This window comes from Acinetobacter sp. AC1-2, from assembly GCF_016124155.1.
Taxonomy (GTDB): domain Bacteria; phylum Pseudomonadota; class Gammaproteobacteria; order Pseudomonadales; family Moraxellaceae; genus Acinetobacter; species Acinetobacter calcoaceticus.
The window spans coordinates 148,784-175,126 of the sequence record NZ_JABFFO010000001.1; the positions used below are offsets into that span (position 1 = coordinate 148,784).

Below are 26,343 nucleotides of genomic sequence, written 5' to 3' on the forward strand. Positions count from 1 at the left end.
ATCCTTCAAAAAGCTAAATTTGATCTAATTCAAGTGGTAAAAAAGCATATTCTTCATGATAAACAATATTGAGTTTTCTTACAGGAATTGCTTTGTTAAAAATTGGTCCATCAATCACAGTTGTATGAAATTCACCGCCTTCACCACATGGATCAATACCGCGATTCTCAAGTTCTTGGATATATTCTAAGGTTAAAGTTTTTCCTAAATCTTCAATTGTCATGCCTAGTTTTAAGTTCACTGTCACAATGACGCTACGGAAACCAAGATTAATAAACTCTTCAACCACCTCACGATGTGGACGTAGCCAAAGAGGCATACCTAATTTGAGTCCCACTTGTTGAGTGATCCGATCATGCCAACACCCATGTTCAGGCATATCAAGGTCACCTGTAACGAGCACCTCGGCACCTTGTTGTTTTGCCTGAGTTAGTAATTCAATAAATTTAGCTTCATAGTCATTCCAGCTTGATGAAGCCATAAACACGGGTAAGCCGATTGCTTTAGCTTGTGCTTGAATAATATCAAGTGGCATGGCATGTGAACGAGAGCGCTGGCCTTGTTCTTCTAGCATGACAATTAGTCCACTAACCGTACCAGTTTGCATTGCGTGGTAGATTGCAAGTGAGCTGTCTTTGCCCCCACTAAATGAGACAATAGACTGTTTGTTAATTGCGTTGGTTTTCCATTGTTCTTGCATGGTTTATTTCAAATGAATTGGTCAAGATCGATTCCATTTTAACAGAGCTACAAAAAAGCCTGCATAAATGCAGGCTTAATTTGGAATAACAAAAGCTTATTTTTTAGGAGCTTGTTGTTGAGCTGCTTTCATTGCATCTTCAGTTAATTTTTCAAGTTTAGTTGTTAACTGAGGGCCAAAACATGCTTTAAGATCACGGTTTTGTTGTTGTACAAATCCTAGAGAGCTTGGGCTTTTCTTCGCATTGATTGCACTTTGGATTTCCCATTTTTGTGCTTCAGTTACTTTACCTTGTGCTTCAACTTGGCAGCTACAGAATTTGCTAACTTCAGATGAACTTAGTTTACCGCCTTTAGCTGTTTGATCTTTACAAACGTTAACTAATGCACCTTTAACGTTAGTACTTTTATATGCTGCTTGAACTGGGTTTTCCGCAGCATGTGCTGTACCAGCCATAAGAGCAACAGTTGAAAACAAAGATGAAAGAATAAGATTTGATTTTAACAACTTCATAAATTTTACCTACTTATTACGGTATATAGCGTGTTGGGTCGGCAACACCGGCCTCGATAAAGCCTTCTTTACGCAAACGGCAACTGTCACATTTGCCACACGCACGTCCTTGAGCATCTGCTTGGTAGCAAGATACCGTTTGACTATAGTCTACGCCATGTTCAATCCCTAAACGTATAATATTCGCTTTGGATAAATGTAACAGGGGTGTTTCAAATTTAAGTGGTTTTCCTTCCACGCCAGCTTTCGTTGCTAAACGTGCCATATTGGCAAAAGCGTCAATAAATTCAGGGCGACAATCAGGATATCCTGAATAATCAACGGCATTGATACCAATAACAATCGCTTCAGCATTGAATACTTCTGCTGCTGCTAAGGCATAGGAAAGGAAAATTGTGTTACGTGCTGGTACATAAGTTACAGGAATGCCTTCTTGTAATTGTTCTGGTACAGCAATGTTATGGTCTGTAAGTGCAGATCCACCTAAATTAGCCAAATCAATATTAATTACACGATGTTCAACACCTGCACGTTGAGTCAATGCTTTTGCTGCATCGAGTTCAGTGGTTGAGCGTTGACCATACATAAAACTAATAGCAATACATTCATAGCGTGCTTGTGCCCAAGCTAGGCAAGTGGTTGAGTCTAAGCCGCCTGAAAGTAAAACAATGGCACGAGGGCGCATATTTTTCTCCATATTCGGAATGATTTATTTTATTGAGTGATTAGCGACCTGATTCGTCATTCCACAGCAGTTTATGTAACTGAAGTTGGAAACGAACGGGTAATTTATCATCCAGTATCCACTGTGCCAGATCACGTGCTAGACGTGGCAGGCCAACAGCACCTTTTTCAACTGCAAAGGCAGGGGAGAACCAAACGGTACTAACTTTTTTATGCAGTTGATATTTTTCAACTTGTTGCTTTGACCATTCATAATCTTCGCGGTTACAAATGACGAATTTAATTTGGTCATGCGTAGTCAAATGATCAAGATTGCTGATGAGGTTACGATGTTCCTCACCAGAAGTTGGAGTTTTTAAATCGAGAACTTTAGAAACACGCGAATCTACTTTTGAGACATCGAGCGCGCCACTGGTTTCTAAAGAAACATCAAAGCCAGCTTCACATAGACGTTGTAATAAAATCAAACAGTTTGGCTGTGCAAGAGGTTCACCACCAGTTACACAAATATAAGGCGTTTGAAATTGTGTAGCTGTTTCAATGATATGTTCAAGTGAAAAACGTTCACCACCTTCAAAAGAATAAGTGGTATCACAATAGCTACAACGTAATGGACAGCCCGTTAGACGAATAAATACAGTCGGTAGGCCAGAGGCATTTGCTTCACCCTGCAACGAGTAAAAAATCTCGGTAATGCGTAAACCGGACGCAGGGTCTGAGACAGGGATTGCAGAGGAACGTAAGGAAGCCATTCTAGAAATACCACACTATATAAAAAATAAAATCTCTACGATCAGTGTTGACCGTAGAGATGTTTGATCAAACTGAAATTAGTCAGCGCGTAACAAATCGTTCAAACTTGTTTTTGCACGTGTTTGCGCATCAACTTTTTTCACAATAATTGCAGCATATAAGCTGTATTTACCATCAGCAGACGGCAAGCTACCTGCTACAACAACTGAACCTGCTGGAACGCGACCATAATGGATTTCGCCAGTTGCACGGTCATAAATTTTAGTCGATTGACCAATGAAAACGCCCATTGAAATGACTGAGCCTTCTTCAACAATAACGCCTTCAACGATTTCTGAACGCGCACCGATAAAGCAGTTGTCTTCAATAATGGTTGGGTTAGCTTGTAATGGTTCTAAAACACCACCGATACCTACACCACCAGACAAGTGAACATTTTTACCGATTTGAGCACATGAACCTACAGTTGCCCATGTATCAACCATTGTGCCTTCATCTACGTAAGCACCGATGTTGACATAAGAAGGCATTAACACTACGTTTTTAGCTTGGAAGCTACCACGACGTGCTACAGCAGGAGGAACAACACGAACACCTGCTGCTTTAAATTGTTCTTCAGTCCAACCAGAGAATTTAGTTTCAACTTTGTCGTAGAAACGAAGATCACATGACTCGATTGGTTTATTGTCATTGAGTTTAAATGATAATAAAACAGCTTTTTTTAACCATTGGTGAACAACCCATTCACCATTGATTTTTTCAGCAACTCGAAGTGTACCGTTATCTAAACCAGCAATTGCTTCTTCAACAGCTTGGCGGATTTCGCTTGGGCAATCTGCTGCAGTAAGGTTTGCGCGGTCTTCAAATGCTTGCTCAATGATCGTAGAAAGCTGAGACATGATCTTCCTTCCATAAAAAATTTTAAAGATTTTACACTAATTTGTGACAAGAATCTTTGAAAAAACGTGTTACGTTTAATCGAGGGTATAAATGAGGTAAATGAAATTAAGCTTATTAGATAATCAAGTGTTTTTTACACAAAAATGATTTGAAAATAAAAATTTAACTCAATTTGTATCAAAAAATAACAGAAATCTAGCATTTTTTGTATAAAAAAGACTCTAAGCTCTCTTTATTATGATTTTAGTCACAAGATGAATAAATTAAAAACAGAGCCTTTTGAGGAGAAAACTATGAAAGCATTACGTGTTTTAGTAACAACAACAGCTTTATTCGCTGCTGGTGCTGCAATGGCAGATGAAGCCGTTGTTCATGACAGCTACGCATTTGACAAAAACCAATTAATTCCTGTGGGAGTGCGTGCTGAGGTAGGTACAACTGGTTACGGTGGTGCTTTATTGTGGCAAGCAAACCCATATGTAGGTTTGGCACTTGGTTATAATGGTGGTGACATTTCTTGGTCTGATGACGTAAAAGTTAATGGCTCAACTTATGATCTAGATATGGACAATAACAATGTCTATTTAAATGCCGAGATTCGTCCATGGGGTGCAAGTACTAACCGTTGGGCTCAAGGCCTATATGTAGCGGCTGGTGCAGGCTATCTTGATAATGATTACGATTTATCTCGTAATGTTGATGCGACTCGTTCATTCCGTGTCAATAATCAAGACTTCCTTGCTAATGAGGGCGGAGTAAAAATTAATGGTAAAATGTCTTATAAAAATGACATTGCTCCATATTTAGGTTTTGGTTTTGCACCTAAAATTAATAAAAACTGGGGCGTATTTGGTGAAGTAGGTGCTTACTACACTGGTAACCCAACAGTTAAACTTGTTTCAACAGGTTCAGCTACTACTACTGGTGATCAGTCACTTGAAGAAGCAGTAAATGCGGAAGCGCGTAAAATCGCAAATGACGATAAATACCAATGGTTACCAGTTGGTAAAGTTGGTGTGAACTTCTACTGGTAAGATCCTAAAGAAAAAACGAGCTGCGGCTCGTTTTTTTTGTGTTTAATAAAAATAAAAGAGCTAAAAAGCTCTTTTATTTTTTCCTTAATTTTTATTCATCTGGATAAGCAATTTTCTTAAGGGCTTTAATATCAGCATCAGGTGAGCATAAAGAAATAAACTCATAACCATAGCCGCGTAATAGATGACCTTTACGAACCGCAATCCATGTCGTATTGACACCAAAAATATCAGTTTTAGTTTGTTTTAAACGATGATCACGCTCTGTGTCATAAGCTACATCATTGACAATTCCGACTCCCATGCCCAATTCGACATAAGTCTTAATAACGTCCGCATCAAGAGCAGACATTACGATATCTGCATCGAGGTGAGCTTCTTCAAAGGCTTTATCAATTTTAGAGCGACCTGTAAAACCGCCATGATAAGTAATGAGAGGGTAGTCTGCTAAAAGTTCAAGCGTAATCTTGTCCGCCTTCACTAAAGGATGATTTTGCGGTGTGATAATACTGTGTTGCCATTGATAGTAAGGAATACTCGCTAGATTTTCTTCAGTCGTTAAAGACTCTGTAGCAATTCCAATATCAGCCTCACCTTGTAAGAGCATTTCTGAAATTTCAACAGGGCTGGCTTGTTGTAAAATCAAATGAACTTTAGGAAATAACTTCTTAAATTGATTGACGATTGGAGGCAGTACATAACGTGCTTGAGTATGGGTCGTCGCGATCGTTAATGTCCCTTCATCAACTTTATTAAAGTCTTCCGCAAGACGTTTAATATTTTCAGCATCAACTAACATGCGTTCAACGATGCCAAGAAGAGATTGTCCTGGTTCGGTTAAACCTAAAAGACGTTTACCTTTTCGTATAAAAAGTTGTACACCTAGCTCATCTTCTAAATCTTTAATATGTTTACTTACGCCTGATTGGGACGTATAGAGCGCAGCTGATGCTTCGGTTAAGTTAAAGTTTTGGCGTACAGTTTCTCGGATAATTCTTAATTGTTGAAAGTTCATTCACACTTTTCCTTACCAAATATATTTCTTAAGCAACTTGATCTGCAAATAAGTGCAGTTGAGATGCACTTACCCAAACGGTTTGATTCGGTTTAAACGCATGTAATTTTGCAGCTTCATTGCTTAGAGCAATCTCAATTAAACGTCCATTACGGTCTTGTAATTCCGCCACAACTTTTCCAGCAATCCAGATTTCACGTACAAAAGTCGCTTCAATAGTATTAGCCTGCGGTTGCGAGTGAATATGTAACTCATCTGGACGCGCAAAAGCAATCACTTTTCCTTGAGGCGCCTCAACTAACGTTGGTAATTGAATACGGTCATTGCCAATACGGATAATACCGCCTGTGTTTTCACCTTCAAAACGATTTGCCTGACCCAAGAAATCAAATACAAATGGTGTTGATGGTTTTTCATAAACTTCACGAGGCGAACCGATCTGCTCTACATTACCTTTATTCATGACAATAATCTGATCGGCAACTTCAAGTGCTTCTTCCTGATCGTGGGTCACGAAAATTGAAGTAATATGCAATTCATCATGTAAGTTGCGTAACCAGCGGCGTAATTCCTTACGGACTTTGGCATCTAGCGCACCAAATGGTTCATCAAGTAATAATACTCGTGGTTCTACTGCCAAGGCACGCGCTAAAGCAATACGTTGACGTTGTCCGCCCGAAAGCTGAGCGGGGTAGCGGTCTGCCAAAAATCCAAGTTGAACTAGATCAAGTAAACGAGTAACGCGTTTTTTAATTTCAGCTTCTGAAGGACGTGTTGCACGTGGACGAACACGTAAACCAAAGGCAATATTGTCAAATACAGTCATGTGACGGAATAAAGCATAGTGTTGAAATACAAAACCGACCTGACGCTCACGCACATGTACATTGGTTGCATCTTCGCCTTCAAGTAACACTTGACCGCCATCAGCTGATTCTAGGCCCGCAATAATACGAAGTAGGGTAGTTTTACCGCAACCAGATGGGCCGAGTAGGGCAACCAGTTCACCTTCAGGAAAGTCTAGGGAAATATTTTTAAGCGCATGGAATGCACCAAAGTGTTTTTCAATATTTTTAACTTGAATACTCATGATTTCATTCCTTACGAATCAGTTGAATGTGGTTCTGGTTTGTCTTGATGTAGTTCTAACCACGTTTTCAATACCAGTGTTAATAGGGCTAAGAAAGCAAGTAATGAGGACACGGCAAACGCTGCGCTAAAGGTGTACTCGTTATATAAAATTTCGACATGAAGTGGCAGGGTATTAGTTTCACCACGGATGTGGCCCGAAACCACCGATACTGCGCCGAACTCACCCATTGCGCGGGCATTACATAGAATCACGCCGTAAATTAAACCCCATTTAATGTTTGGTAGAGTGACTTTCCAAAAGGTTTGCCATCCTGATGCGCCGAGTACAATCGCTGCTTCTTCTTCTTCAGTTCCTTGAGCCTCCATGAGTGGAATTAACTCACGTGCAACAAATGGAACTGTAATAAAGATGGTTGCTAAAACAATTGCGGGTACGGCATATAAAACTTTGATGTCGTGTTCCATTAACCATCCGCCAAACCAGCCTTGCGCACCAAAAATCAATACAATCATTAAACCGGCAATAACAGGTGAAACCGAAAAAGGCATATCAATGATGGTGGTTAAAATTGCCTTACCTCTAAACTGGAACTTAGAGACAGCCCATGCAGCGCCAACACCAAATATCACGTTAATTGGTACAGCAATTGCTGCGGTTAATAATGTCAATTTCACTGCTGATAACGTGTCTGGATCAATCAACGCTTGAACATAGACTTCAAGTCCTTGTTTAAATGCTTCTACAAAAACCAAAATAAGTGGCAACATCAAGCAGCTTAAGAAAAAAATCAGAGCCACGGTAATGAGTGTGTAACGTACCCAAGTTGGTTCACGTGTCGCATCTCGTGATTGCAATTTAAGCGCAAGCGCATTGCTGTCAGTATGTAGGTTCATGTTACATTTCTCCCTGTACGACGGTTTGCCCATGCTTGAAGTAAATTAATGGCAAATAAAATGATGAAAGAGAGAACTAACATGACCGCAGCAATCGTTGTTGCGCCTGCATAATCATATTCTTCAAGACGTGAAATGATCATGAGTGGAGCAATTTCTGTTTTAAACGGCTGGTTACCCGCAATAAAAATAACTGAACCATATTCACCCACACCGCGGGCAAATGCTAAAGCAAAACCTGTGAACAAAGCTGGTAGTAATATCGGTAAAATAATTTTAGTAATCGTCTGCCAGCGATTTGCGCCAAGTGCTGAAGCTGCTTCTTCAAGCTCAGTTTCGATATCACTGAGTACTGGTTGAACTGTTCTTACAATGAATGGAATACCAATGAAGACCAATGCCAACGTAATACCGATTGGGCTATATGCGACCTGAATGCCTAGAGGTTCGAGATATTGACCAATCCAGCCAGTAGGTGCATAGAGTGAGGTAAGTGCAATGCCTGCAACTGCAGTTGGAAGAGCAAAAGGTAGATCGACTAATGCATCAACCAGACGTTTCCCAGGGAAGTTGTAACGTACAAGGCACCAAGCCAGAAGTAAGCCAAACACAACATTAATAAACGCTGCTATTAAAGCTGAACTAAAACTGAGTTGAAGCGATTTTAAAATACGTTCAGACGTTAAGATTTCCCATAATCCGTCCCATCCAATTCCAAATGATTTGATAAAGACCGCGGCTAATGGAATAAGCACAATAAAAGACACATAGGCGAGGGTGAAGCCCAAAGATAGACCAAACCCAGGCAGCACTCGGGATCGCTGCGACATGATATTTCCTCAAAGAGAAAAGCCTGCTGAAACCAGTAAGCGAATAAATAAAGATAAACGGTGCGATATAAAGATGGGTATTAAGCAAATTTCAAAGAGAAATGAGTTTTTACCGGGTCGATAGATGAGTGACTACACATCGAATCTTCTGGAATCAGATAATTCAGCAAATCTGGAAACGGTCCAAAACCTGAAGCAACATTAATATGGCCGACTTCACCAAGATTAACTGGATTTAATTTCCACGACTTAGCAAGTTGTAAAGCATCAAAAAAGCCGAGCCATGGATCATTTTCACTAATGAGCAGAGATGTTGGGACATCAATTTTTAACTGATGAAAATATGCTTTGTAGTCAGTCAAACTATGGCGGGCAAAACCAGCTTCCCCAAAGCGTGCTGGATTTGCTGGAGCAACCAAAATAAGTTTCTTAACTTGGCCCTTTAACTCTGGATATTCAGCTAAAGCGGCAACACTGGTTAAGCAACCGAAACTATGCGCAACAATTTGTACAGGAGCTTGCGCTACTTGAACTGTTTTAACGAATTGTTCAACCCATTCACTTAATACTGGTCTATCCCAGTTTTTTTGCTCAACACGAGAACTAGACACGAGTTGACGCTGCAACCAAGATTGCCAATGCTGATGTTCACTTCCACCTACACCCGGAACAATTACAGTGTGAATCATGTCTGTTCTCCTTATCTTTAGTACAAAGAATTACTTCTCTGTACTATTGATTTTCACGATTTGATCGAAAACACCACCATTGTCAAAGTGTTGTTTTTGTACCTTCGTCCAACCACCAAATTCTTTGTCGATGGTTACAAGCTTCAATGGCTTAAATACATTGCTGTATTTCTTAAGAACGGCTGCATTACGTGGACGGTAGAAGTTACGTGCTGCAATTTCTTGGCCAGCTGGTGAATACAAGTAGTTGAGGTAACCTTTTGCAATCGTGAGGTTGCCTTTTTTAGTCGCATTCTTTTCAACAATTGCAACTGGAGGCTCAGCTAAGATCGAAAGAGAAGGGGTAATAATTTCAAATTTGCCTGGCTGTTCGCGAAGCGCTAAATGTGCTTCATTTTCCCAAGCAAGTAACACATCACCAATGCCACGTTCAGCAAAAGTAGTGGTTGCGCCACGAGCACCCGAATCTAAAACTTTAGTATGTTTATAAATTTGACGAACATACTCTTGTGCTTTTGCATCATTACCACCTGGTTGATGTTTTGCCCAAGCCCAAGCTGCAAGATAATTCCAACGAGCACCGCCAGAAGTTTTCGGGTTTGGTGTAATAATTTCTACACCTGGTTTGATTAAATCAGCCCAGTCTTTAATTTGTTTAGGGTTACCCTTACGCACTAAAAACACAATTGTTGAGGTGTACGGGGTAGAGTTCTGCGGTAACTTTTTCTGCCAGTCAGTTGGAAGTAATTTTGCTTTTTCAGCAATTTCATCGATATCTGCTGCAAGCGCTAATGTCACCACATCTGCATTTAAGCCATCAATCACCGCACGGGCCTGTTTACCAGAACCGCCGTGTGATTGTTTGAACTCAATATCTTGACCAGTACGTTGTTTCCAGTAAGTACCGAACTGTTTATTGAAATCTGTATATAACTCACGAGTAGGGTCGTAAGAGACGTTTAAAAATTCTTGGGCTGCAAATGATGAAACTGAAAGAAGTGCAGCGATAACCCCGACTTTTAACTGAGAAAAACGCATGAGATAATCCCTCAAAAAATATGAAATGTTCAAAACATGAACGCAGAATAGCGCTAGTCTTTATTCTAAAAAAATAATAAAAAACGAATTTAATATGAAAAAAATAGAAATAGTAAAAACAGATAAGTTATTCTTAAATCTTGATATACAACAAGTTTCAAAAGTAGATACGCAATCGGTATAATTTTTTAAAATCAGTCATTTATTATTTAAATGAAAGGTGTTGTATTGTTGGATCGTTTTAAGCAAAGGGTGGATTAAACATGTGGTGTTTTAAAAATGGTCAACCTGTTGAAACCATTCCTTTACTGGATCGAGCATTTCATTATGGAGATGGATGCTTTACCACAATTCGTATTTTTCAAAACCAGATTGAGCTTAAAGAAAGACATTGGGAACGCCTAAAACTTGCATGTCAAAAACTGTCTTTAACTGCGGATTTTGAATTAATAGAACAGAGTTTGCAGCAACTACAAAAGCAGCATCTTGTGCTCACTGGTACTTTAAAAATTGTGATTAGTCGTGGGATAGGTGACCGTGGTTATAGTTTGCCAAAGCATCAGGCTGATATTTATATCTGGTTTTATCCGAAAGCTTTAGAGCCATTTCAGCCGGACTTTATTCAGTGTGGCGTTTTAAATCAGGCTTTAGGTTTAACCATGCCAAGCTTAGTCGGGCTTAAATCTTTAAACCGTCTTGAACAAGTATTGCTAAAAAAAGAAGCAGATCAACTTGGGTGGGCTGAAGCATTAGTTACTGATGTACAAGGTTATATTGTTGAAGGGGTCAGTAGTAATTGTTTTATTCGTTTAAATGATAGATGGATTACTCCCGAACTTCGCTATAATGGCGTCCACGGTGTAATGCGGGCGGAAATTTTAGCGCGTATGCAGCACCATGGAATTGCCTGTGAAGTACGTATAATTGAGCTAGATGAAGTATCTGAAATACAAAGTCTATTCTTTTGTAATGCTTTACATCCTATGCGAGTGGTCACTCATTTAGGGGAGAAAACGCTAGAAACACAGGCATGCATAGATTTATTTCATCTCCTTAACTTAAATCAGATTCATTAATATGCCGAAGCCACCTGTGAATGCGAAAGCAAAAAACGCCAAGAAAAATAACAAGAAACAAGCTCCAAAATTTTCTAAGCGACTGGTTTTAATTGGCCTGTTTATTGTTTTAATTTCTATTTTTGCCATTTTATGGTCGAGTCTATTTAAAGCTTATCCGATTGAAGGCAAAAAACAGATGTTATCCATTACATCTGGTGAAACCTATTCTGGTTTTATTGATCGGTTGGCGAAAGAAGGCAAAATTAGCTTTCCAGTGGTATTAAAGCTTTATCAGAAATTTATGATTCATGACAGCATGAAAGCTGGTGTGTATGAAATTGAACAGGGAATGAGTGTAAGAGAAGTATTAGAGATGCTATCTGATGCAGATAATGCTCAGATGAACCGTGTTTTGGTTATTGAAGGCACAACTTTTAAACAGCTTATCACTGCATTAAAAAATGATAAAAACGTAGAAAATACAATATTAGATTTACCTGATGATCAGCTTATGAAGGCGCTTGGCATTCCTTATGGACACCCTGAAGGTTTGTTTGCACCTAATACGTATTTCTTTGCAAAAGGCGAGACTGACAAGAAAATTCTTACCGATTTATATCATCGTCAAATGAAAGCTCTAGATGCAGCTTGGGCAAATCGTGCGCCGAATTTACCTTATAAAGACAAATATGAAGCATTAATTATGGCTTCTATTGTTGAGAAAGAAACAAGTTTAGATAGTGAACTTACACAAGTTTCTGGCGTTTTTGTCCGCCGTTTAAAAATTGGTATGCGTTTACAAACTGATCCAACTGTTATTTACGGTATGGGCAATAACTATAAGGGAAATATTACCCGAGAAGACCTGCGTACCCCAACAGCATATAATACCTATACTATTAATGGCTTACCGCCAACTCCAATTGCTTTGCCAAGCCAAAAAGCAATTGAAGCTGCGTTGCATCCAGATGACTCAAATAACATCTACTTTGTAGCGACTGGCAATGGTGGGCATAAATTTACGGCAAGTTTGCAAGCGCATAATCAAGCGGTGCAAGACTATTTATCCGTGTTGAGATCGAAGAAATAAGGAAAAGAGATGTTTATTAGCTTTGAAGGCACGGAAGGGGTAGGTAAAACTACACTCATTCGAAAAATTCACCAGCATTTTGAAGAGCAAGGTAAACAAGTTGTTTTAACACGTGAACCGGGTGGTACACCGTTAGCAGAACAAATACGCTCTATGCTTTTGGCAGTGAATCATGATGAAAATATGAGCCATGATACCGAATTACTACTCATTTATGCGGCACGTGTTCAACACTTACAACAGGTCATTTTGCCCGCTTTAGAGTCTAATAAAATTGTATTAAGCGATCGTTTTACCGATGCAAGTTTTGCTTATCAATGTTCTGGTCGTGGCCTAAGCCAAGATAAATTACAGCTTTTAAATCAGAACTTTGTTTCACGCATGCCAGAGGTGACTTTCTGGTTAGATGCACCGATTGAACTCGGGATGGATCGTGCGCGTGAACGTGGAGCTTTAGACCGTTTTGAACAAGAAAAGTTAAGCTTCTTTACTAAGGTTCGTGAAGGCTATGAAACCTTATGGAAAGCTGAACCAGAACGTATTAAGCGAATAGATGCAACCCAAAGTCCTGATCAGGTGTTCGAACAGGCATTGCAATATTTAGGATAAGCAATTGGATGAGCCACTCTTATAAAAATGGGAGTGGTTAAAAATGACGTTAATTCTGTTTTAAAACGTCATAGAAAATATCTGCTATTTTCTTATGCTATCTTACATATGATTTATAGATTGAAGAATAACAAGGATGAAAAGCTCAAAAGAAGAAATCGTGGCATTTCTTGAAAAGGAATTTCCACCAAGTCTTGAACATTGCACGATTGAATCAGTCACGCCTAAAGCCGCAGTTGTTTATTATCATGTCGATCAAAGACATCAACGCCCTGGTGGCACCATATCTGGCCCAACCATGATGACCTTAGCAGATTTTGCTTTATATATTGCTATCTTAGGTGAAATCGGAATTATTGGTTTAGCTGTGACCACCAACTTTAATATTAACTTTTTACGCAAACCTGCGGGTGATCAAGACTTACGCAGTGAGTGTAAGCTCATGAAAGTAGGAAAGAGCTTGGTGGTGGGGGAAGTTTGGATTTATTCAGTAGGGTTGGATGAACCCGTTGCACATGTGACCGCGACTTATTCAATTCCACCTAAATCATAAATATCAAACCAAATAAAAAGCACAGTCTGAACTGTGCTTTTTTTGTAGAAAAACAACTTAAATATCAGTATTAACCAATGGCTGTTCTACTGCAAAATTTGGAGGAGTTAAAACTGTTTTACGAATCTCACTCGAAGTTTCAGGATAATCGAGTGTGTAATGTAGACCACGTGATTCTTTACGTTGCATTGCACAACGAACAATCATCTCAGATACGAGAACAAGATTACGCAGTTCAATCAGGTTCTTGCTCACACGATAGTCTTGATAGTATTCGGTAATTTCACGCTTTAACATTTCAATACGGTGTAAAGCACGTTCTAAACGTTTCGTGGTTCTGACAATACCGACGTAGTTCCACATGGTGGAACGTAACTCATCCCAGTTTTGTAAAATCACCACATCTTCATCTGGATTGGTGACTTGAGAGTCATCCCAACTTGGTACTTCTGGTAGTTTTAAATCTTTATCAAATTTATTTTCGATGTCTTTTGCTGCACTCATGCCATAGACGAAGCATTCAAGTAATGAGTTACTCGCCATACGGTTTGCGCCATGTAAACCGGTATAAGACGTTTCACCAATGGCATATAAGCCTTCAATATCGGTCTGGCTATTTGAGTCCACCACAACACCACCACAAGTGTAGTGAGCCGCTGGCACGACAGGAATCATGTCTTTGGTAATGTCGATGCCCAATTCGAGCAATCGCGCATAAAGTGTAGGGAAGTGTTCTTTAATAAACTCTGGTGATTTGTGAGTGATGTCTAACCACACATGGCGAATACCTAAGCGTTTGATTTCATGGTCAATAGTTCGTGCCACAATATCGCGTGGAGCCAGTTCCGCACGATCGTCAAAACGCAGCATGAAACGTTCACCATCAGGCAAGCGTAAATACGCACCTTCACCACGCATCGCTTCTGTAATTAAAAATGAGCGAGCTTGGGGGTGATAGAGACAAGTTGGATGGAACTGATTAAATTCCATATTGGCTACACGGCAACCTGCACGGAAGGCCATTGCAATACCATCACCTGTAGCAATATCTGGATTAGATGTGTACAGATAAGCTTTCATCGCACCGCCGCAAGCAAGCGCGGTGAATGGTGCAAGGAAGGTATGAACCTGTTCTGTGTTTTCATCTAAGGCATACAAACCAATAGCGCGATTCGCTTGGTCAACATGGCCTAATTTTTGCGAAGTAATTAAATCAATCGCAATATAGTTTTCAAAAATAGTAATATTTTTACGTTCTTTGGCACGTTCAACCAAGGTGGTTGAAATGGCCTTACCTGTTGCATCAGCAGAATGGATAATACGGCGCTGCGAATGACCACCTTCGCGGGTTAAATGAAGTTGTTCATCTTCATCTAAGGTAAACTGTACGCCTTGCTTTAAAAGAAAATCTATAGAAGGGCGACCGCCTTCTACGGTATGTTGTACCGCATCCATTTCACACAAATGAGCACCTGCAATCATAGTGTCATTAATGTGCTGTTGAATAGAGTCAGTCTCATCAAGAACAGCAGCAACACCACCTTGAGCGTAGAAGGTACTTGCTTCAGTTAAAGCAGCTTTGGCTAAAACTGCAATATTAAAATGATTTGGTAACGATAAAGCCAGGCTTAAACCAGCACCGCCGCTGCCCACAATAATCACGTCAAAGTGGTGAATTGTCTGTAAATTAGGCATGTCCATTCGCAACAATCTAAAACGTCCGTTAATGACACCCCTTTTTATCTAAAAAGGCAAGAGCTTAAGCGCTCTAACTCAGAGAAAAATTGCAATTGGCTTAAAAAGTTGCAATGCGTAAAATAATCATTGTGATGATGTCTTACAAATAAACATATTGTTACGCACAACCCCAAGGCGTTGTGATACAACAGTTTTATTCTTATTCTCGTAGACCAATTGTGGGTGAGCACCGAATGAAAACTCGCTATTTACAACAAGGAATGTATGCAGCGGTATTTACAGTTGCTGCTGTTCAGGCAAATGCTACTGTTGATTTTTCAAACCTCGTTGAACAAGTTAGTCCAGCCGTGGTGAGTGTAAACGTCGTAAAGAAAATGACTCAGGATGAACTATTGCAGCAGCAAGTTCCTGAAATTTTAAAACGTTTCTTTGGAAATCAGGTCATCATTCCGCAGCAACAAGGTCCACAAGAAAAAACCGCATATGGTAGTGCATTCTTTATTAGTAAAGATGGTTACCTACTCACCAACCACCATGTGATTGAAAATGCCTCACGTATTAGTATTACTTTAAATGATCGTCGTGAAATTGATGCAACGGTGGTCGGTAGTGATGAGCGTACAGACGTTGCATTGTTAAAAGTGACTGGAAATAGTTATCCAGCTTTACGTGTAGGAAATGTTGACCGCTTACGAGTAGGAGAGCCAGTTTTAGCAATTGGTTCGCCGTTTGGTTTTGACTATTCAGCTTCGGCAGGTATTGTCAGTGCTAAATCACGAAATATGAGTGGTGAAACGTCGGTGCCATTTATTCAAACTGACGTTGCGCTAAACCCAGGTAACTCTGGTGGTCCATTGTTTAACCAAAATGGTGAAGTGGTCGGTGTAAACTCTCGAATATTTAGTGGTACTGGCGGCTATATGGGCTTGTCTTTCTCTATCCCGATTGACGTAGCGATGGATGTGGCCGAACAGCTTAAAACTAAAGGTAAGGTAACGCGCTCTTATCTTGGTGTGATGATGCAAGACATTGACCGCAACCTTGCTGATGCTTACAAGTTACCAAAACCTGAAGGTGCTTTAATTACTCAAATTTCTCCGAACTCACCTGCACAAAAAGCAGGCTTGCGAGCCGGTGATGTAATTTTGAAATATAACGGTAATCCAGTATCGCGCACTAGTGAATTACTCTACGCATTAAACAAAGTACAGCCGAATCAAACTGTTCAGTTTGAAGTATTACGTGATGACAAAACCCGTAATATTTCAGCAACTTTAACGACTGCTCCAGATGAAACGCCTGCCACAGGTGCGCAAAGTACTGTATCTAAAGGACCAGTTTTAGGAATGAGCATTCGTGATTTAGCTGAGCCAGAAAAAAGTGCTTTAAGTGTAAAAGGTGGTATCTATGTACAAGATGTTCGCCGTGGTGGCTTAGCATCATTGTCAAATATCATTCCGGGTGATGTGATTGTTCAAGTCAACAATAACCAGATTTTAAATAGTCAGGATTTTGCAAAAGTTGTTTCTAACTTGCAAAAAAATACCGTAGCACGTGTCGCGATTATTCGTCAGGGACAACGCGCAATGCTTGGTTTACGTATTCAGTAAACTTAAAATGAAACAATGAGCCACCCTAAACATGGGTGGTTTTTTGTTATTTATCTTGAGCGTATAGTGATATCTACCTACACTTATTTCAGTTTAAAAGTTAATAAATAAGAGTGTGAACATTCGTGAGTAGTATTTTTGATTTACATATTCAGGTACAGCCACATCATATTGATGCGTTAGGACATGTGAATAATGTGATGTATGTACAGTGGATGCAGGATGTAGCTGCTGCTCATGTTGAAACCTTAGGAGTCGGGGTAACTAAATATCTCGAACTAAAACATGCAATGGTCGCGGTTGAGCATCATGTGCAATATCGTAAAGCTGCATTTGAAGGTGAACAAATTGTATTACGCACATGGTTAGATGATATCAACGCTCTTTATTCTTTCCGCCAGTATGTATTTTTCCGTCCATCAGATCAGGCTGTATTATTTGTTGGAAATACCAAATGGGCATGTATTGAAATTGCCACAGGGCGCCCAAAACGAATGTCTCCAACTTTTACTCATGCATACAAACCGCTTGATTCAAGCATAAATCCTTATGATTTTACTGTTTCATATGTTAGCTAGTAAAAAAGAGAGGCTGAAATTTGGAGTATTCATTTTCCATAGAAACTGATCGATTGGTTTTAAGTGATCTTACAGATGATGATAAAGATTTTGTCTTTGAATTATTTTCAAATTCAAGCGTACTCGAATTTTATGATTTAAAAGCCTTTACTGCATTAGAAGAAGCTCAGGCTCTGATTGAAAAAATGCATAAAAAATGGGACCAACGGCTAGGTTTTAGACATGCTATTCGTCTTAAACAAGATGCAACTATGTTGGGAACATGTGGAGTAAATGCTGTCAAACCGATTGGTAATAATTTTGCGGTAGTCATTGGTTATGAGCTTCATCCTCATGCATGGGGTTCGGGATATATGCATGAAGCTCTTACAGGGCTAATTCAATATTTGAAACAAGAGGGATTGTTCCAAAGAGAAATAAAATATGTTTGGGCTGAGATATTTGAGTCCAACATTAGATCTCAGCAAGTTGTTCACAAACTTGGATTCAAATTGATTGGAAAGACAGCTAATCATACTGACAATAATTTATCTGCAAGCCTGCTTAGATTTGAGCTAAAGCTGTACTGATTTACATACTCTTCAAAGAGAAATAGTTTCTTATGTTAAGAAGTTTAAAAAGCTTTTTTAAAAGAAAGAATTTATGTCTTTTTCATATCTGCAATCTGTTATAATCGCACGCAATTAATTTAACTGCTTTGGCTGTGTATTAAAACAAGCTACATAGCACTCTATATTTTCTCAAGGTAACCCATGGCGCAAGCTAAAAAATCCGTCGATATCAAAAATATACGAAATTTCTCGATTATTGCTCACATTGACCATGGTAAGTCTACATTGGCTGACCGTTTTATTCAGATGTGTGGTGGTCTACAAGATCGTGAAATGCAAGCCCAAGTCCTAGACTCAATGGAGCTTGAGCGTGAACGTGGGATTACCATTAAAGCCGCTTCTGTCACGCTGTATTACACTCATCCGAATGGTCAAGAATATCAACTTAACTTTATTGATACTCCTGGGCACGTAGACTTCTCGTATGAAGTTTCTCGTTCATTAGCCGCATGTGAAGGTGCGCTATTGGTTGTAGATGCTGCGCAAGGCGTAGAAGCACAATCAGTTGCAAACTGTTATACCGCAATTGAACAAGGTCTCGAAGTTCTTCCGATTTTAAATAAAATTGATTTGCCGCAGGCTGAACCTGAACGTGTAATTCATGAAATTGAAGAAATCATCGGGATTGAAGCAACAGATGCACCGACTTGTTCAGCAAAAACTGGTTTAGGTGTTGAAGGTGTTTTAGAACGTTTAGTCGATGTTATTCCAGCACCTGAAGGCGATCGTGATGCTCCATTGCAAGCATTAATTATCGACTCATGGTTTGATAACTACTTAGGTGTAGTTTCTCTTGTACGTATTAAACAAGGTCGTATCCGTAAGGGCGACAAAATGTTGGTTAAATCGACAGGACAAACTCATCCAGTAACTTCAGTGGGTGTATTTAATCCTAAGCATACTGAAACAGATATTCTTGAAGCTGGTGAAGTCGGTTTTGTTATTGCGGGTATTAAAGATATTTTTGGTGCACCAGTAGGTGACACTATTACCCTTGCTGCTACACCTGATGTTGCAATTTTACCGGGTTTTAAAAAGGTTAAACCGCAGGTTTATGCTGGTCTTTTCCCGATTGATGCGAGTGACTTTGAGCCATTCCGTGAAGCGTTACAAAAATTGCAGATCAACGACTCAGCTTTGTTCTTTGAACCAGAAAGCTCAGATGCATTAGGTTTTGGTTTCCGTTGTGGCTTCTTAGGAATGCTACACATGGAGATTGTACAAGAGCGTTTAGAGCGTGAGTATGACCTTGATCTAATCAGTTCTGCACCTACCGTAATTTATGAAGCATTAACCAAGAAGGGCGAAACGATTTATATCGATAGTCCATCAAAAATGCCAGACGGATCTACTGTAGAAGATTTGCGTGAGCCGATTGCAGAGTGTCATATCCTTGTTCCTCAAGAATACTTAGGGAATGTAATGACCCTATGTATTGAACGCCGTGGTGTTCAAAAAGATATGAAATTCTTGGGTAATCAAGTTTCTATTACCTTTGAAATCCCGATGGCTGAAGTCGTTATGGATTTCTTTGATAAATTAAAATCATGTTCTCGTGGTTTTGCATCGCTAGACTATAACTTTGTGCGTTTCGAAAGTTCAGCTTTAGTTAAGGTTGATGTATTAATTAATAGTGACAAGGTTGATGCCTTGGCTATGATTTGTCACCGTAATGACGCGCGTCATCGTGGTATTGCATTGGTTGAGAAAATGAAAGATTTGATTCCTCGCCAAATGTACGACGTTGCTATTCAAGCGGCTATCGGTGCACAAATTATTGCTCGTTCTACTGTAAAAGCAATGCGTAAAAACGTATTAGCGAAATGTTATGGTGGTGACGTTTCACGTAAGAAAAAACTACTTTCTAAACAAAAAGAAGGTAAGAAACGTATGAAACAAGTGGGAAGTGTTGAAATTCCACAAGAAGCGTTCTTGGCTGTATTGAAAGTAGAAAGATAAGAAATGAGGGTGGGAGAAGTAAGATATTACTTTTCCCTCACTTTAAGACAAGCAGCTAGGCTGCGAGTGAGGTCATGTGGATTTTGATTTTAATTTAATTCTTGTTCCAGTTACGCTGATTCTATTTGCAGTGTGGTTGTTAGATAAATTTGTATTCAAACAGCGTGCAAATAAAGGGCGCGGGAACGAAAATTTTGTTATTACATGGGCCTATGACTTTTGGCCAGTTTTAGCTGTAGTACTTGTACTTCGTTCATTTCTTTATGAACCATTTAATATTCCATCAGATTCTATGGTACCCACTTTAGAAACTGGTGATTTTATTTTGGTTAATAAATTTGATTATGGTGTGCGTTTACCTATCGTCAATAAGAAAATTATTGATGTAGGAGAACCAAAGCGTGGTGATGTGATTGTGTTCCGTTATCCACCTCAACCTACCATCAGCTATATTAAACGTGTAATTGGTTTGCCAGGTGATCATCTTGTTTATGATCATGGACAATTGATTATTAATGGACAAAAAATACCGAAAGTATCAACACAGTTTAGTCGTGAAAAAGATGTGTTAGATACCCCAACGTCTATTTATCATAAAGAGACGATTGGTGAACACACCTTTACGATGCGTGAGCTTGAAGGCGTAAATGTGGCACGTCAAGCACCGTTTATCAACTATGTTGAAAATGGTAAATATGCAAACCAAGACGGTTTATATTGGGAAGTGACTGTTCCAAAAGGACATTACTTTGCAATGGGAGATAACCGTGATCAAAGTGCAGACAGTCGTTTCTGGGGCTTCGTTCCTGAAGAAAATTTAACAGGGCGAGCATTCTATGTGTGGATGCATAAAGAACCGGGTTTACATCTTCCTAACTTTGGCCGAAATGGAAAAATAGATTAAAAACAACCATTAGGAAAAAAGAAATGCGTAAGGCACAACAAGGTACTTCGTATTTAGCAATTTTATTTGGGGTGGTTATATTTGCAGTTGCAGTAAAAACTGTACTTGCAGTTTGGCCAGCATATTGGGATGATCGATTGATTAATAATCAAATAGAAGAGCTTTTGCAAGAAAGCTCTTCTGAGATCACACCACGGAAGTTTGTGACACAAATGGATCAGCGACTGGAAATGAACAATATTCGTGATCTCCACTTTAAAGAGATTGCGCAAGTGTTTAATCAGTCTGGTCTGACAGTCAAAAAGAAATATGAAGTAAGAAAACCTTTCTTATCAAATATTGATTTAGTTTTAACATTTGAGAAGAGTTTTGATAAAACATCAGTTCAAACTAAGTGATCCTCGCTTATTGAGTCGCATCGGATATCAATTCAAGCAGCTTGAGTTGTTACAGTTAGCTTTGACTCATCGTTCGGTGAGTCATAAATACAATTACGAGCGCTTGGAATTTTTAGGCGATTCATTATTAGGCATGATTGTTGCCAATTATCTATATCATGCCTATCCAAATGAAAACGAAGGTCGTCTAACGCGTATGCGAGCGACTTTAGTCCGTCAGGAAGCTTTAGGTAAGATTGCAACCGATTTGCAACTTAGTCGGTGTTTAATATTAAGTACGGGTGAGTTGAAATCTGGTGGTCATCATCGGGAGTCAATATTAGCTGACACGGTAGAGGCCATTATTGGTGCAATTTATATTGATAGTGGTGATCTCAACTTACTTACAGATATTGTGCTAAAATGGTATGTACCCTATTTAGACCATATTGAACCTACGGATCAACTTAAAGACCCGAAATCACGTTTACAAGAGTATCTACAAGCACGTAAAAAACCTCTCCCTGTTTACGAGGTTGTAGATATTCAGGGTGATGCACCTCACCAGCACTTTAAAGTTGAATGTTTGATAGATGGTTTATCAAAGATTTATGGTGAGGGTTCAAGTCGTCGTTTTGCCGAGCAGGCAGCAGCGGCGGAAATTTTAAAGTTATTGGAGCAATAACCTGCATGTCGATGCATTCTGATCAAATCAATCCAGATTCAAATGATAACCAAGATCCTAATAATCTGATTGATCAATTTTTTAGTTCCAAAGGCGTGACAATTCCTTCGGATTTTAAGAGCGGATTTGTGGCGATTGTAGGACGTCCAAATGTGGGTAAATCTACCCTCATGAACCATTTATTAGGTCAAAAGCTCTCTATTACTTCGCGTAAACCCCAAACAACACGCCATAAAATTATTGGTATTGATTCGCGTGAAAAAATGCAGGCGGTATATGTAGATACCCCAGGTATGCATAAAAAAGAAGTACGCGCTATTAATAAAATGATGAACCGTGCAGCTCATTCTGCATTACGTGACGTCAATTTGGTCTTATTTGTTATTGATGCTTATAAGTGGACCCCAAATGATGACTTAGTGCTTGAAAAACTTAAGAATGCTGAAATGCCAGTTATCTTGGTGATTAATAAGGCTGATACTTTTGAAGATAAAAGAGATATTCTTCCTTTAATTCAAGAGCGTGCCAAGCTAATGAATTTTGCCGAGATTGTTCCTGTATCTGCATTACGCGGAGCAAATCTGGAACACTTGAGTGAAACGATTGAGAAGTATCTTCCTTATCAAGCACCTTTGTATTCATTTGATCAGATTACTGACCGTTCTGAACGCTTTTTAGCTAGCGAAATTATTCGTGAAAAAATCATGCGTCAGTTAGGTGAAGAACTACCTTATGATTTAACAGTACAAATTGAATCTTTCAAAACGGAAGAGGCTGCTGTTAATGAGAAAACTGGTCGTTTAAAACCAGCTTGTACCTATATTGATGCAACGATTTTTGTAGATCGTGCGGGCCAGAAAGCGATTGTGATTGGTGAAAAAGGTGCCAAGCTTAAAACAATCGGTATGGATGCTCGAAAAGACATGGAAAAGATGTTTGAGCAAAAAATTATGCTCACACTTTGGGTAAAAGTGAAGGGTGGCTGGTCTGATGATGAGCGTGCCTTAAAAAGCTTAGGATATAGTGATATCTAAAGGATAAGGATACTGGTATGAAAACAATTACATCATTGGTCGCTATAATTGGATGTACATTGATGTTACAAGGTTGTGTATATAAGCTTGTAACCGTACCAGTAGGTATCGCCTATAAAACTACAAAAGGTGTTGTCAAAGGTACAGCGGCTGTTGTAGGTGCGGTGATTCCTGATGGTGATGATGAGGATGACAAAAAAGAAAAAGAATCTGAGGAATAGTTTCTTTTTATGATGCGCAATGAAGTCCTCCATGGATATATGATTCATCACCGTAAGTACCGTGAAAAAAGTCATATTGTGCATCTTTTTACTCAGGAGTATGGGCGAGTCGATGGTATTTTAAGACAGACTCCGCCCCCTCAGTATCAACCTATCCGATTGCAAGCAACTGGTAAAAGTGAGCTGAAGAACTTTACTAAGTTAGAAATATTAAATCAGCCTGTTTTCTTTTTTGGTGACGCCTTTTTTGCCGGATTTTATTTAAGTGAAATCATTCTTCGGCTATGTCCACTAGAAGAGGCAATGCCTCAATCTTTTGAGCAATATCAGTTAACTCTATTGCAGTTACAGCAGCTCGCTTCTACTGATCAACCCGATCTTTTTTTAAGACAGATATTGCGTCAGTTCGAACATGTGCTTCTGCCTGAACTAGGGTACGCGCTTGATTTCTCAATTGATACTCAGCAGCAGCCGATTCAATCTCATCAGTTTTATCAATTTCAAGTGACCGAAGGTTTTGCTCCCGTTGCGCAGGCGAGTCGTTCCTCTTTGTCTGGAAAAGCGATTTTGTCTATGGTGGACTATGAGCAAGGGCAGGATTTTTCTCACGAACAACTGCAATTATTAGGTAAACTATACCGTCAAATGATTACATCGCTTTTAGGAGATCGTCCCCTAAAAAGTCGACAATTGTGGATTCAAAATACTCAAACTCAATCGTAATTAGGATTTATTTATGGCTGCATTGCTTGGTGTAAACATAGACCATGTTGCTACTTTAAGACAGGCGCGCGGTACTACTTACCCAGACCCTGTAGAAGCTGCTCTTATTTGTGAACAAGCTGGTGCAGAGGGGATTACCTTGCATTTGCGTGAAGATCGTCGCCATATTCAGGATGATGACGTACGCCGCATGCGTCCATTATTAAAAACACGCATGAATCTAGAGTTGGCTGTTACTGATGAAATGGTCGAGTTTGCGAAAGAAATTCAGCCACAGCATGTATGCTTCGTTCCTGAAAGACGCCAAGAAGTAACAACTGAAGGTGGTTTGGATGTAGTAGGTAACTTTGAAAAAGTTAAAGCTGCAACTCAGACTTTAGCTGCTATTGGCTGTGACGTATCATTATTTATCGATGCTGATCTAGCTCAAATTGATGCAGCAGTTGCGTGTGGCGCACCTACGATTGAGTTGCACACGGGTGCATATGCAGATGCCGCAACGGAGCAAGATCAACAGGCTGAATTGGCGCGTATTATTAAAGGTGTTGAATACGCAGCTTCAAAAGGTTTGGTGGTAAATGCGGGTCACGGACTTAACCTTAAAAATATTGCTCCAATTGCTGCTATCTCGCAAATTCACGAGTTAAACATTGGGCACTCAATTATTGCTGATAGCATTTTTGTAGGTCTTGTTCAAGCTGTCAAAGATATGAAAGCAGCAATTCAGGTGGCAGGATAATTGGTTATGTCGAGTATCAATTACGATGAACTAATGCAACCTGTTTTGGCCTTTTTAGGATGTCAAACGCCCAAAGCATGGTTAGATGAAGCGATCAATAATTTAGATATCTTGATGCAAGATCATGCTAACTGCGAAAAAAAAGCAGCTAGTACAGCAATGAACTTAATGTTCCGCTATAGCTTTTTCCCTGATTTGCAAGTGAAGCTTGCACAACTGGTGCGGGAAGAAATGCTCCATTATGAACAGGTGCTTGAGCTAATGGCCAAGCGTGGTCAGAAATGGGATGGCTTAAGTGCAGGGCGCTATGCAGGTGGGTTGCGTAAAGAGATTCGTACTTATGAGCCAGAAGCTTTAATTGATGTACTTGTGGTAGGTGCTTTTGTTGAGGCTCGCTCATGCGAACGTTTTCATGCACTTGCCCCACGTGTAGATGAAGAGTTAGGGCGCTACTATCGCTATTTGCTTAAGTCAGAGTCTCGTCATTTTGAAGACTATTTAGCACTTGCGCTTGATGTGGCAAACACTGCAAAAATGAAAAATCCTAAAGAGGATATTCAGCAGCGCATTGAGCATATTCGCGAGGTTGAAAAGAACCTGATTTTAACGCCTGATGATACCTTCCGTTTTCACAGCGGCGTACCTGCATAATCAAAAAAGTTGTAAATAAAAAAGTTTATCTTTCTAGGTAAACTTTTTTTATTTTAACCTTTAAATTTTTTAATTATTTTTTATAAGTGGTTAGCATCTGGGGATGCGGTATTTATTACCTGATACTCCTGATAAAATCATATCTATATAATTAATTTCCTTAAATATTGTTATCCATAATCAAATTTTTTATAAAATTCTTTTATTTTTTAAAGTAATAACGAATATTATGTAAATATAAAGATAGGTTTGTTCATAATCGGTTCAACTAAAGTAGTCGAATATTTTAAGGATATAAGAATGTTAGCATTAGTTACAGGCGCTTCTGCGGGTTTTGGTTATAGTATTTCAAAAAAACTGATTGAGTTAGGTTATAAAGTTATTGGCTGTGGAAGACGAGCAGAAAAGCTAAAAGAATTACAACAAGAGCTCGGGGAAAAATTCTATCCACTCGTATTTGATATGACAGATACAGTAGAAAATATAAATAAAGCATTGGTTGATTTACCAGCCGAATTCCAAATCAGTCAAATTGATTTATTGGTTAACAATGCTGGATTAGCATTAGGCCTAGAGCCAGCAGATAAATCAGATTTGGATGATTGGTACACCATGGTAGATACCAATATTAAAGGATTGATCACTGTTACGCGGTTAATTTTACCGAATATGGTGAAGAAAAAGTCCGGTTTAATCATCAATATGGGATCAATTGCAGGTACATACCCATATCCGGGTGGTAATGTTTATGGTGCAACCAAAGCATTTGTAGAGCAATTTAGTTTAAATCTTCGAGCTGATCTGTCAGGTACTGGCATCCGAGTGACTAATATTGAGCCAGGTCTTTGTGGTGGTACAGAATTTTCTTTGGTGCGTTTCAAGGGTGATCAGGATAAGGTAAATAGTCTGTATGATAAAAAGAACCCAATCTTGCCTGACGATATTGCAAATACGGTAGCGTGGGTCGCATCACAGCCTCCACATATTAATATTAACCGTATTGAAATTATGCCGACTTCTCAGTCTTTTAATCCTTTAAAAGTTGTTGAAGTAGAATAATAAGTTTAAAAATGACCTAAGAAGAGGATTGAAGGTGATATC

The 26,343-nt window shown here is 39.3% G+C and carries 30 protein-coding genes; 18 read left to right on the forward strand and 12 right to left on the reverse strand.

What is annotated here, in order from left to right; genetic code table 11:
- Positions 1-13 precede the first annotated feature (13 nt).
- From HL290_RS00640 to dapD, 5 genes are all read right to left on the reverse strand, one after another.
- The gene (locus HL290_RS00640; protein WP_198495313.1) at positions 14-700 is read right to left on the reverse strand and encodes a diphthine--ammonia ligase; all 687 of its coding nucleotides are present in this window, start codon (positions 698-700) and stop codon (positions 14-16) included.
- Positions 701-796: 96 nt separating this feature from the next.
- Positions 797-1,213, reverse strand: coding sequence for a hypothetical protein (locus HL290_RS00645; protein WP_017387866.1), 417 nt, complete (start codon positions 1,211-1,213; stop codon positions 797-799).
- Positions 1,214-1,229: 16 nt separating this feature from the next.
- On the reverse strand, positions 1,230-1,898 hold the full coding sequence (gene queC / locus HL290_RS00650) for a 7-cyano-7-deazaguanine synthase QueC (RefSeq protein ID WP_004643680.1): 669 nt from the start codon (positions 1,896-1,898) through the stop codon (positions 1,230-1,232).
- Between the two features lie 40 nt (positions 1,899-1,938).
- Positions 1,939-2,649 carry a 7-carboxy-7-deazaguanine synthase QueE gene (queE, locus tag HL290_RS00655; RefSeq protein ID WP_198495314.1) on the reverse strand — a complete coding sequence of 237 codons (711 nt, stop codon included), beginning with the start codon at positions 2,647-2,649 and terminating at the stop codon, positions 1,939-1,941.
- A 78-nt stretch (positions 2,650-2,727) separates the two neighbouring features.
- A complete protein-coding gene (gene dapD / locus HL290_RS00660) occupies positions 2,728-3,549 on the reverse strand; it encodes a 2,3,4,5-tetrahydropyridine-2,6-dicarboxylate N-succinyltransferase (RefSeq protein WP_004643678.1) in 822 nt (273 codons plus the stop codon).
- A 294-nt stretch (positions 3,550-3,843) separates the two neighbouring features.
- Between dapD and carO the strand changes: the two genes are divergently transcribed.
- The gene (gene carO / locus HL290_RS00665; RefSeq protein WP_198495315.1) at positions 3,844-4,584 is read left to right on the forward strand and encodes an ornithine uptake porin CarO type 3; all 741 of its coding nucleotides are present in this window, start codon (positions 3,844-3,846) and stop codon (positions 4,582-4,584) included.
- 91 nt (positions 4,585-4,675) lie between these two features.
- Here carO and HL290_RS00670 read toward each other — a convergent pair whose 3' ends face one another.
- The 6 genes from HL290_RS00670 to HL290_RS00695 all read right to left on the reverse strand — a co-directional run bounded on the left by HL290_RS00670 (position 4,676) and on the right by HL290_RS00695 (position 10,142).
- The gene (locus HL290_RS00670) at positions 4,676-5,599 is read right to left on the reverse strand and encodes a CysB family HTH-type transcriptional regulator (RefSeq protein WP_004790709.1); all 924 of its coding nucleotides are present in this window, start codon (positions 5,597-5,599) and stop codon (positions 4,676-4,678) included.
- 28 nt (positions 5,600-5,627) lie between these two features.
- Positions 5,628-6,689 carry a sulfate/molybdate ABC transporter ATP-binding protein gene (locus tag HL290_RS00675; protein WP_003650279.1) on the reverse strand — a complete coding sequence of 354 codons (1,062 nt, stop codon included), beginning with the start codon at positions 6,687-6,689 and terminating at the stop codon, positions 5,628-5,630.
- A gap of 11 nt (positions 6,690-6,700) precedes the next feature.
- On the reverse strand, positions 6,701-7,585 hold the full coding sequence (gene cysW, locus HL290_RS00680) for a sulfate ABC transporter permease subunit CysW (RefSeq protein WP_004643676.1): 885 nt from the start codon (positions 7,583-7,585) through the stop codon (positions 6,701-6,703).
- Positions 7,582-8,415 carry a sulfate ABC transporter permease subunit CysT gene (gene cysT / locus HL290_RS00685; RefSeq protein WP_003650283.1) on the reverse strand — a complete coding sequence of 278 codons (834 nt, stop codon included), beginning with the start codon at positions 8,413-8,415 and terminating at the stop codon, positions 7,582-7,584. Before cysT ends, cysW begins: the two co-directional genes overlap by 4 nt.
- An 80-nt stretch (positions 8,416-8,495) precedes the next feature.
- Positions 8,496-9,104 (reverse strand): alpha/beta hydrolase, encoded by a 609-nt coding sequence (locus HL290_RS00690; protein ID WP_004643675.1) that lies wholly within the window; start codon positions 9,102-9,104, stop codon positions 8,496-8,498.
- 30 nt (positions 9,105-9,134) lie between these two features.
- Complete coding sequence (locus tag HL290_RS00695) at positions 9,135-10,142, reverse strand: sulfate ABC transporter substrate-binding protein (protein WP_004643674.1); 1,008 nt, start codon at positions 10,140-10,142, stop codon at positions 9,135-9,137.
- Positions 10,143-10,405: 263 nt separating this feature from the next.
- On the opposite strand from HL290_RS00695, the gene pabC reads away from it, so the two are divergent.
- The 4 genes from pabC to HL290_RS00715 all read left to right on the forward strand — a co-directional run bounded on the left by pabC (position 10,406) and on the right by HL290_RS00715 (position 13,452).
- Positions 10,406-11,218, forward strand: coding sequence for an aminodeoxychorismate lyase (gene pabC / locus HL290_RS00700; protein WP_198495316.1), 813 nt, complete (start codon positions 10,406-10,408; stop codon positions 11,216-11,218).
- Between the two features lies 1 nt (position 11,219).
- Positions 11,220-12,290 (forward strand): endolytic transglycosylase MltG, encoded by a 1,071-nt coding sequence (gene mltG, locus HL290_RS00705; protein ID WP_198495317.1) that lies wholly within the window; start codon positions 11,220-11,222, stop codon positions 12,288-12,290.
- A 9-nt stretch (positions 12,291-12,299) separates the two neighbouring features.
- The gene (gene tmk / locus HL290_RS00710; protein ID WP_198495318.1) at positions 12,300-12,899 is read left to right on the forward strand and encodes a dTMP kinase; all 600 of its coding nucleotides are present in this window, start codon (positions 12,300-12,302) and stop codon (positions 12,897-12,899) included.
- A gap of 136 nt (positions 12,900-13,035) precedes the next feature.
- Positions 13,036-13,452: a PaaI family thioesterase gene (locus tag HL290_RS00715; protein ID WP_003650294.1), complete on the forward strand. Its 417-nt coding sequence runs from the start codon at positions 13,036-13,038 to the stop codon at positions 13,450-13,452.
- Between the two features lie 57 nt (positions 13,453-13,509).
- Here the strand turns inward: HL290_RS00715 and nadB are convergent, their stop codons facing one another.
- The gene (nadB, locus tag HL290_RS00720; protein ID WP_198495319.1) at positions 13,510-15,153 is read right to left on the reverse strand and encodes an L-aspartate oxidase; all 1,644 of its coding nucleotides are present in this window, start codon (positions 15,151-15,153) and stop codon (positions 13,510-13,512) included.
- A gap of 230 nt (positions 15,154-15,383) precedes the next feature.
- On the opposite strand from nadB, the gene HL290_RS00725 reads away from it, so the two are divergent.
- The 13 genes from HL290_RS00725 to HL290_RS00785 all read left to right on the forward strand — a co-directional run bounded on the left by HL290_RS00725 (position 15,384) and on the right by HL290_RS00785 (position 26,301).
- Positions 15,384-16,760 (forward strand): Do family serine endopeptidase, encoded by a 1,377-nt coding sequence (locus HL290_RS00725; RefSeq protein WP_192833949.1) that lies wholly within the window; start codon positions 15,384-15,386, stop codon positions 16,758-16,760.
- A 125-nt stretch (positions 16,761-16,885) separates the two neighbouring features.
- The gene (locus tag HL290_RS00730; RefSeq protein ID WP_198495320.1) at positions 16,886-17,338 is read left to right on the forward strand and encodes an acyl-CoA thioesterase; all 453 of its coding nucleotides are present in this window, start codon (positions 16,886-16,888) and stop codon (positions 17,336-17,338) included.
- Between the two features lie 20 nt (positions 17,339-17,358).
- Positions 17,359-17,907 (forward strand): GNAT family N-acetyltransferase, encoded by a 549-nt coding sequence (locus HL290_RS00735; protein WP_198495321.1) that lies wholly within the window; start codon positions 17,359-17,361, stop codon positions 17,905-17,907.
- Between the two features lie 183 nt (positions 17,908-18,090).
- Positions 18,091-19,908: a translation elongation factor 4 gene (lepA, locus tag HL290_RS00740; protein WP_003650302.1), complete on the forward strand. Its 1,818-nt coding sequence runs from the start codon at positions 18,091-18,093 to the stop codon at positions 19,906-19,908.
- Between the two features lie 76 nt (positions 19,909-19,984).
- The gene (gene lepB, locus HL290_RS00745) at positions 19,985-20,812 is read left to right on the forward strand and encodes a signal peptidase I (protein WP_198495322.1); all 828 of its coding nucleotides are present in this window, start codon (positions 19,985-19,987) and stop codon (positions 20,810-20,812) included.
- Between the two features lie 23 nt (positions 20,813-20,835).
- Positions 20,836-21,210 carry a DUF4845 domain-containing protein gene (locus HL290_RS00750; RefSeq protein ID WP_198495323.1) on the forward strand — a complete coding sequence of 125 codons (375 nt, stop codon included), beginning with the start codon at positions 20,836-20,838 and terminating at the stop codon, positions 21,208-21,210.
- Entirely contained in the window at positions 21,182-21,874 is a 693-nt protein-coding gene (gene rnc, locus HL290_RS00755; protein WP_004643662.1) for a ribonuclease III, read from the forward strand. The genes HL290_RS00750 and rnc overlap by 29 nt, the downstream gene beginning before the upstream one ends.
- Before the next feature lie 11 nt (positions 21,875-21,885).
- Entirely contained in the window at positions 21,886-22,908 is a 1,023-nt protein-coding gene (era, locus tag HL290_RS00760; protein ID WP_080028321.1) for a GTPase Era, read from the forward strand.
- Between the two features lie 17 nt (positions 22,909-22,925).
- Complete coding sequence (locus HL290_RS00765; protein ID WP_004790744.1) at positions 22,926-23,129, forward strand: NF038104 family lipoprotein; 204 nt, start codon at positions 22,926-22,928, stop codon at positions 23,127-23,129.
- 9 nt (positions 23,130-23,138) lie between these two features.
- On the forward strand, positions 23,139-23,852 hold the full coding sequence (gene recO, locus HL290_RS00770) for a DNA repair protein RecO (protein WP_005045856.1): 714 nt from the start codon (positions 23,139-23,141) through the stop codon (positions 23,850-23,852).
- A gap of 13 nt (positions 23,853-23,865) precedes the next feature.
- A complete protein-coding gene (gene pdxJ / locus HL290_RS00775) occupies positions 23,866-24,591 on the forward strand; it encodes a pyridoxine 5'-phosphate synthase (protein ID WP_016137382.1) in 726 nt (241 codons plus the stop codon).
- Between the two features lie 6 nt (positions 24,592-24,597).
- Positions 24,598-25,242 carry a tRNA-(ms[2]io[6]A)-hydroxylase gene (locus HL290_RS00780; RefSeq protein WP_004643658.1) on the forward strand — a complete coding sequence of 215 codons (645 nt, stop codon included), beginning with the start codon at positions 24,598-24,600 and terminating at the stop codon, positions 25,240-25,242.
- A 300-nt stretch (positions 25,243-25,542) separates the two neighbouring features.
- Positions 25,543-26,301, forward strand: a complete 759-nt coding sequence (locus HL290_RS00785) for an SDR family oxidoreductase (RefSeq protein ID WP_151743905.1) — start codon at positions 25,543-25,545, stop codon at positions 26,299-26,301.
- The last annotated feature ends 42 nt before the right edge of the window (positions 26,302-26,343 follow it).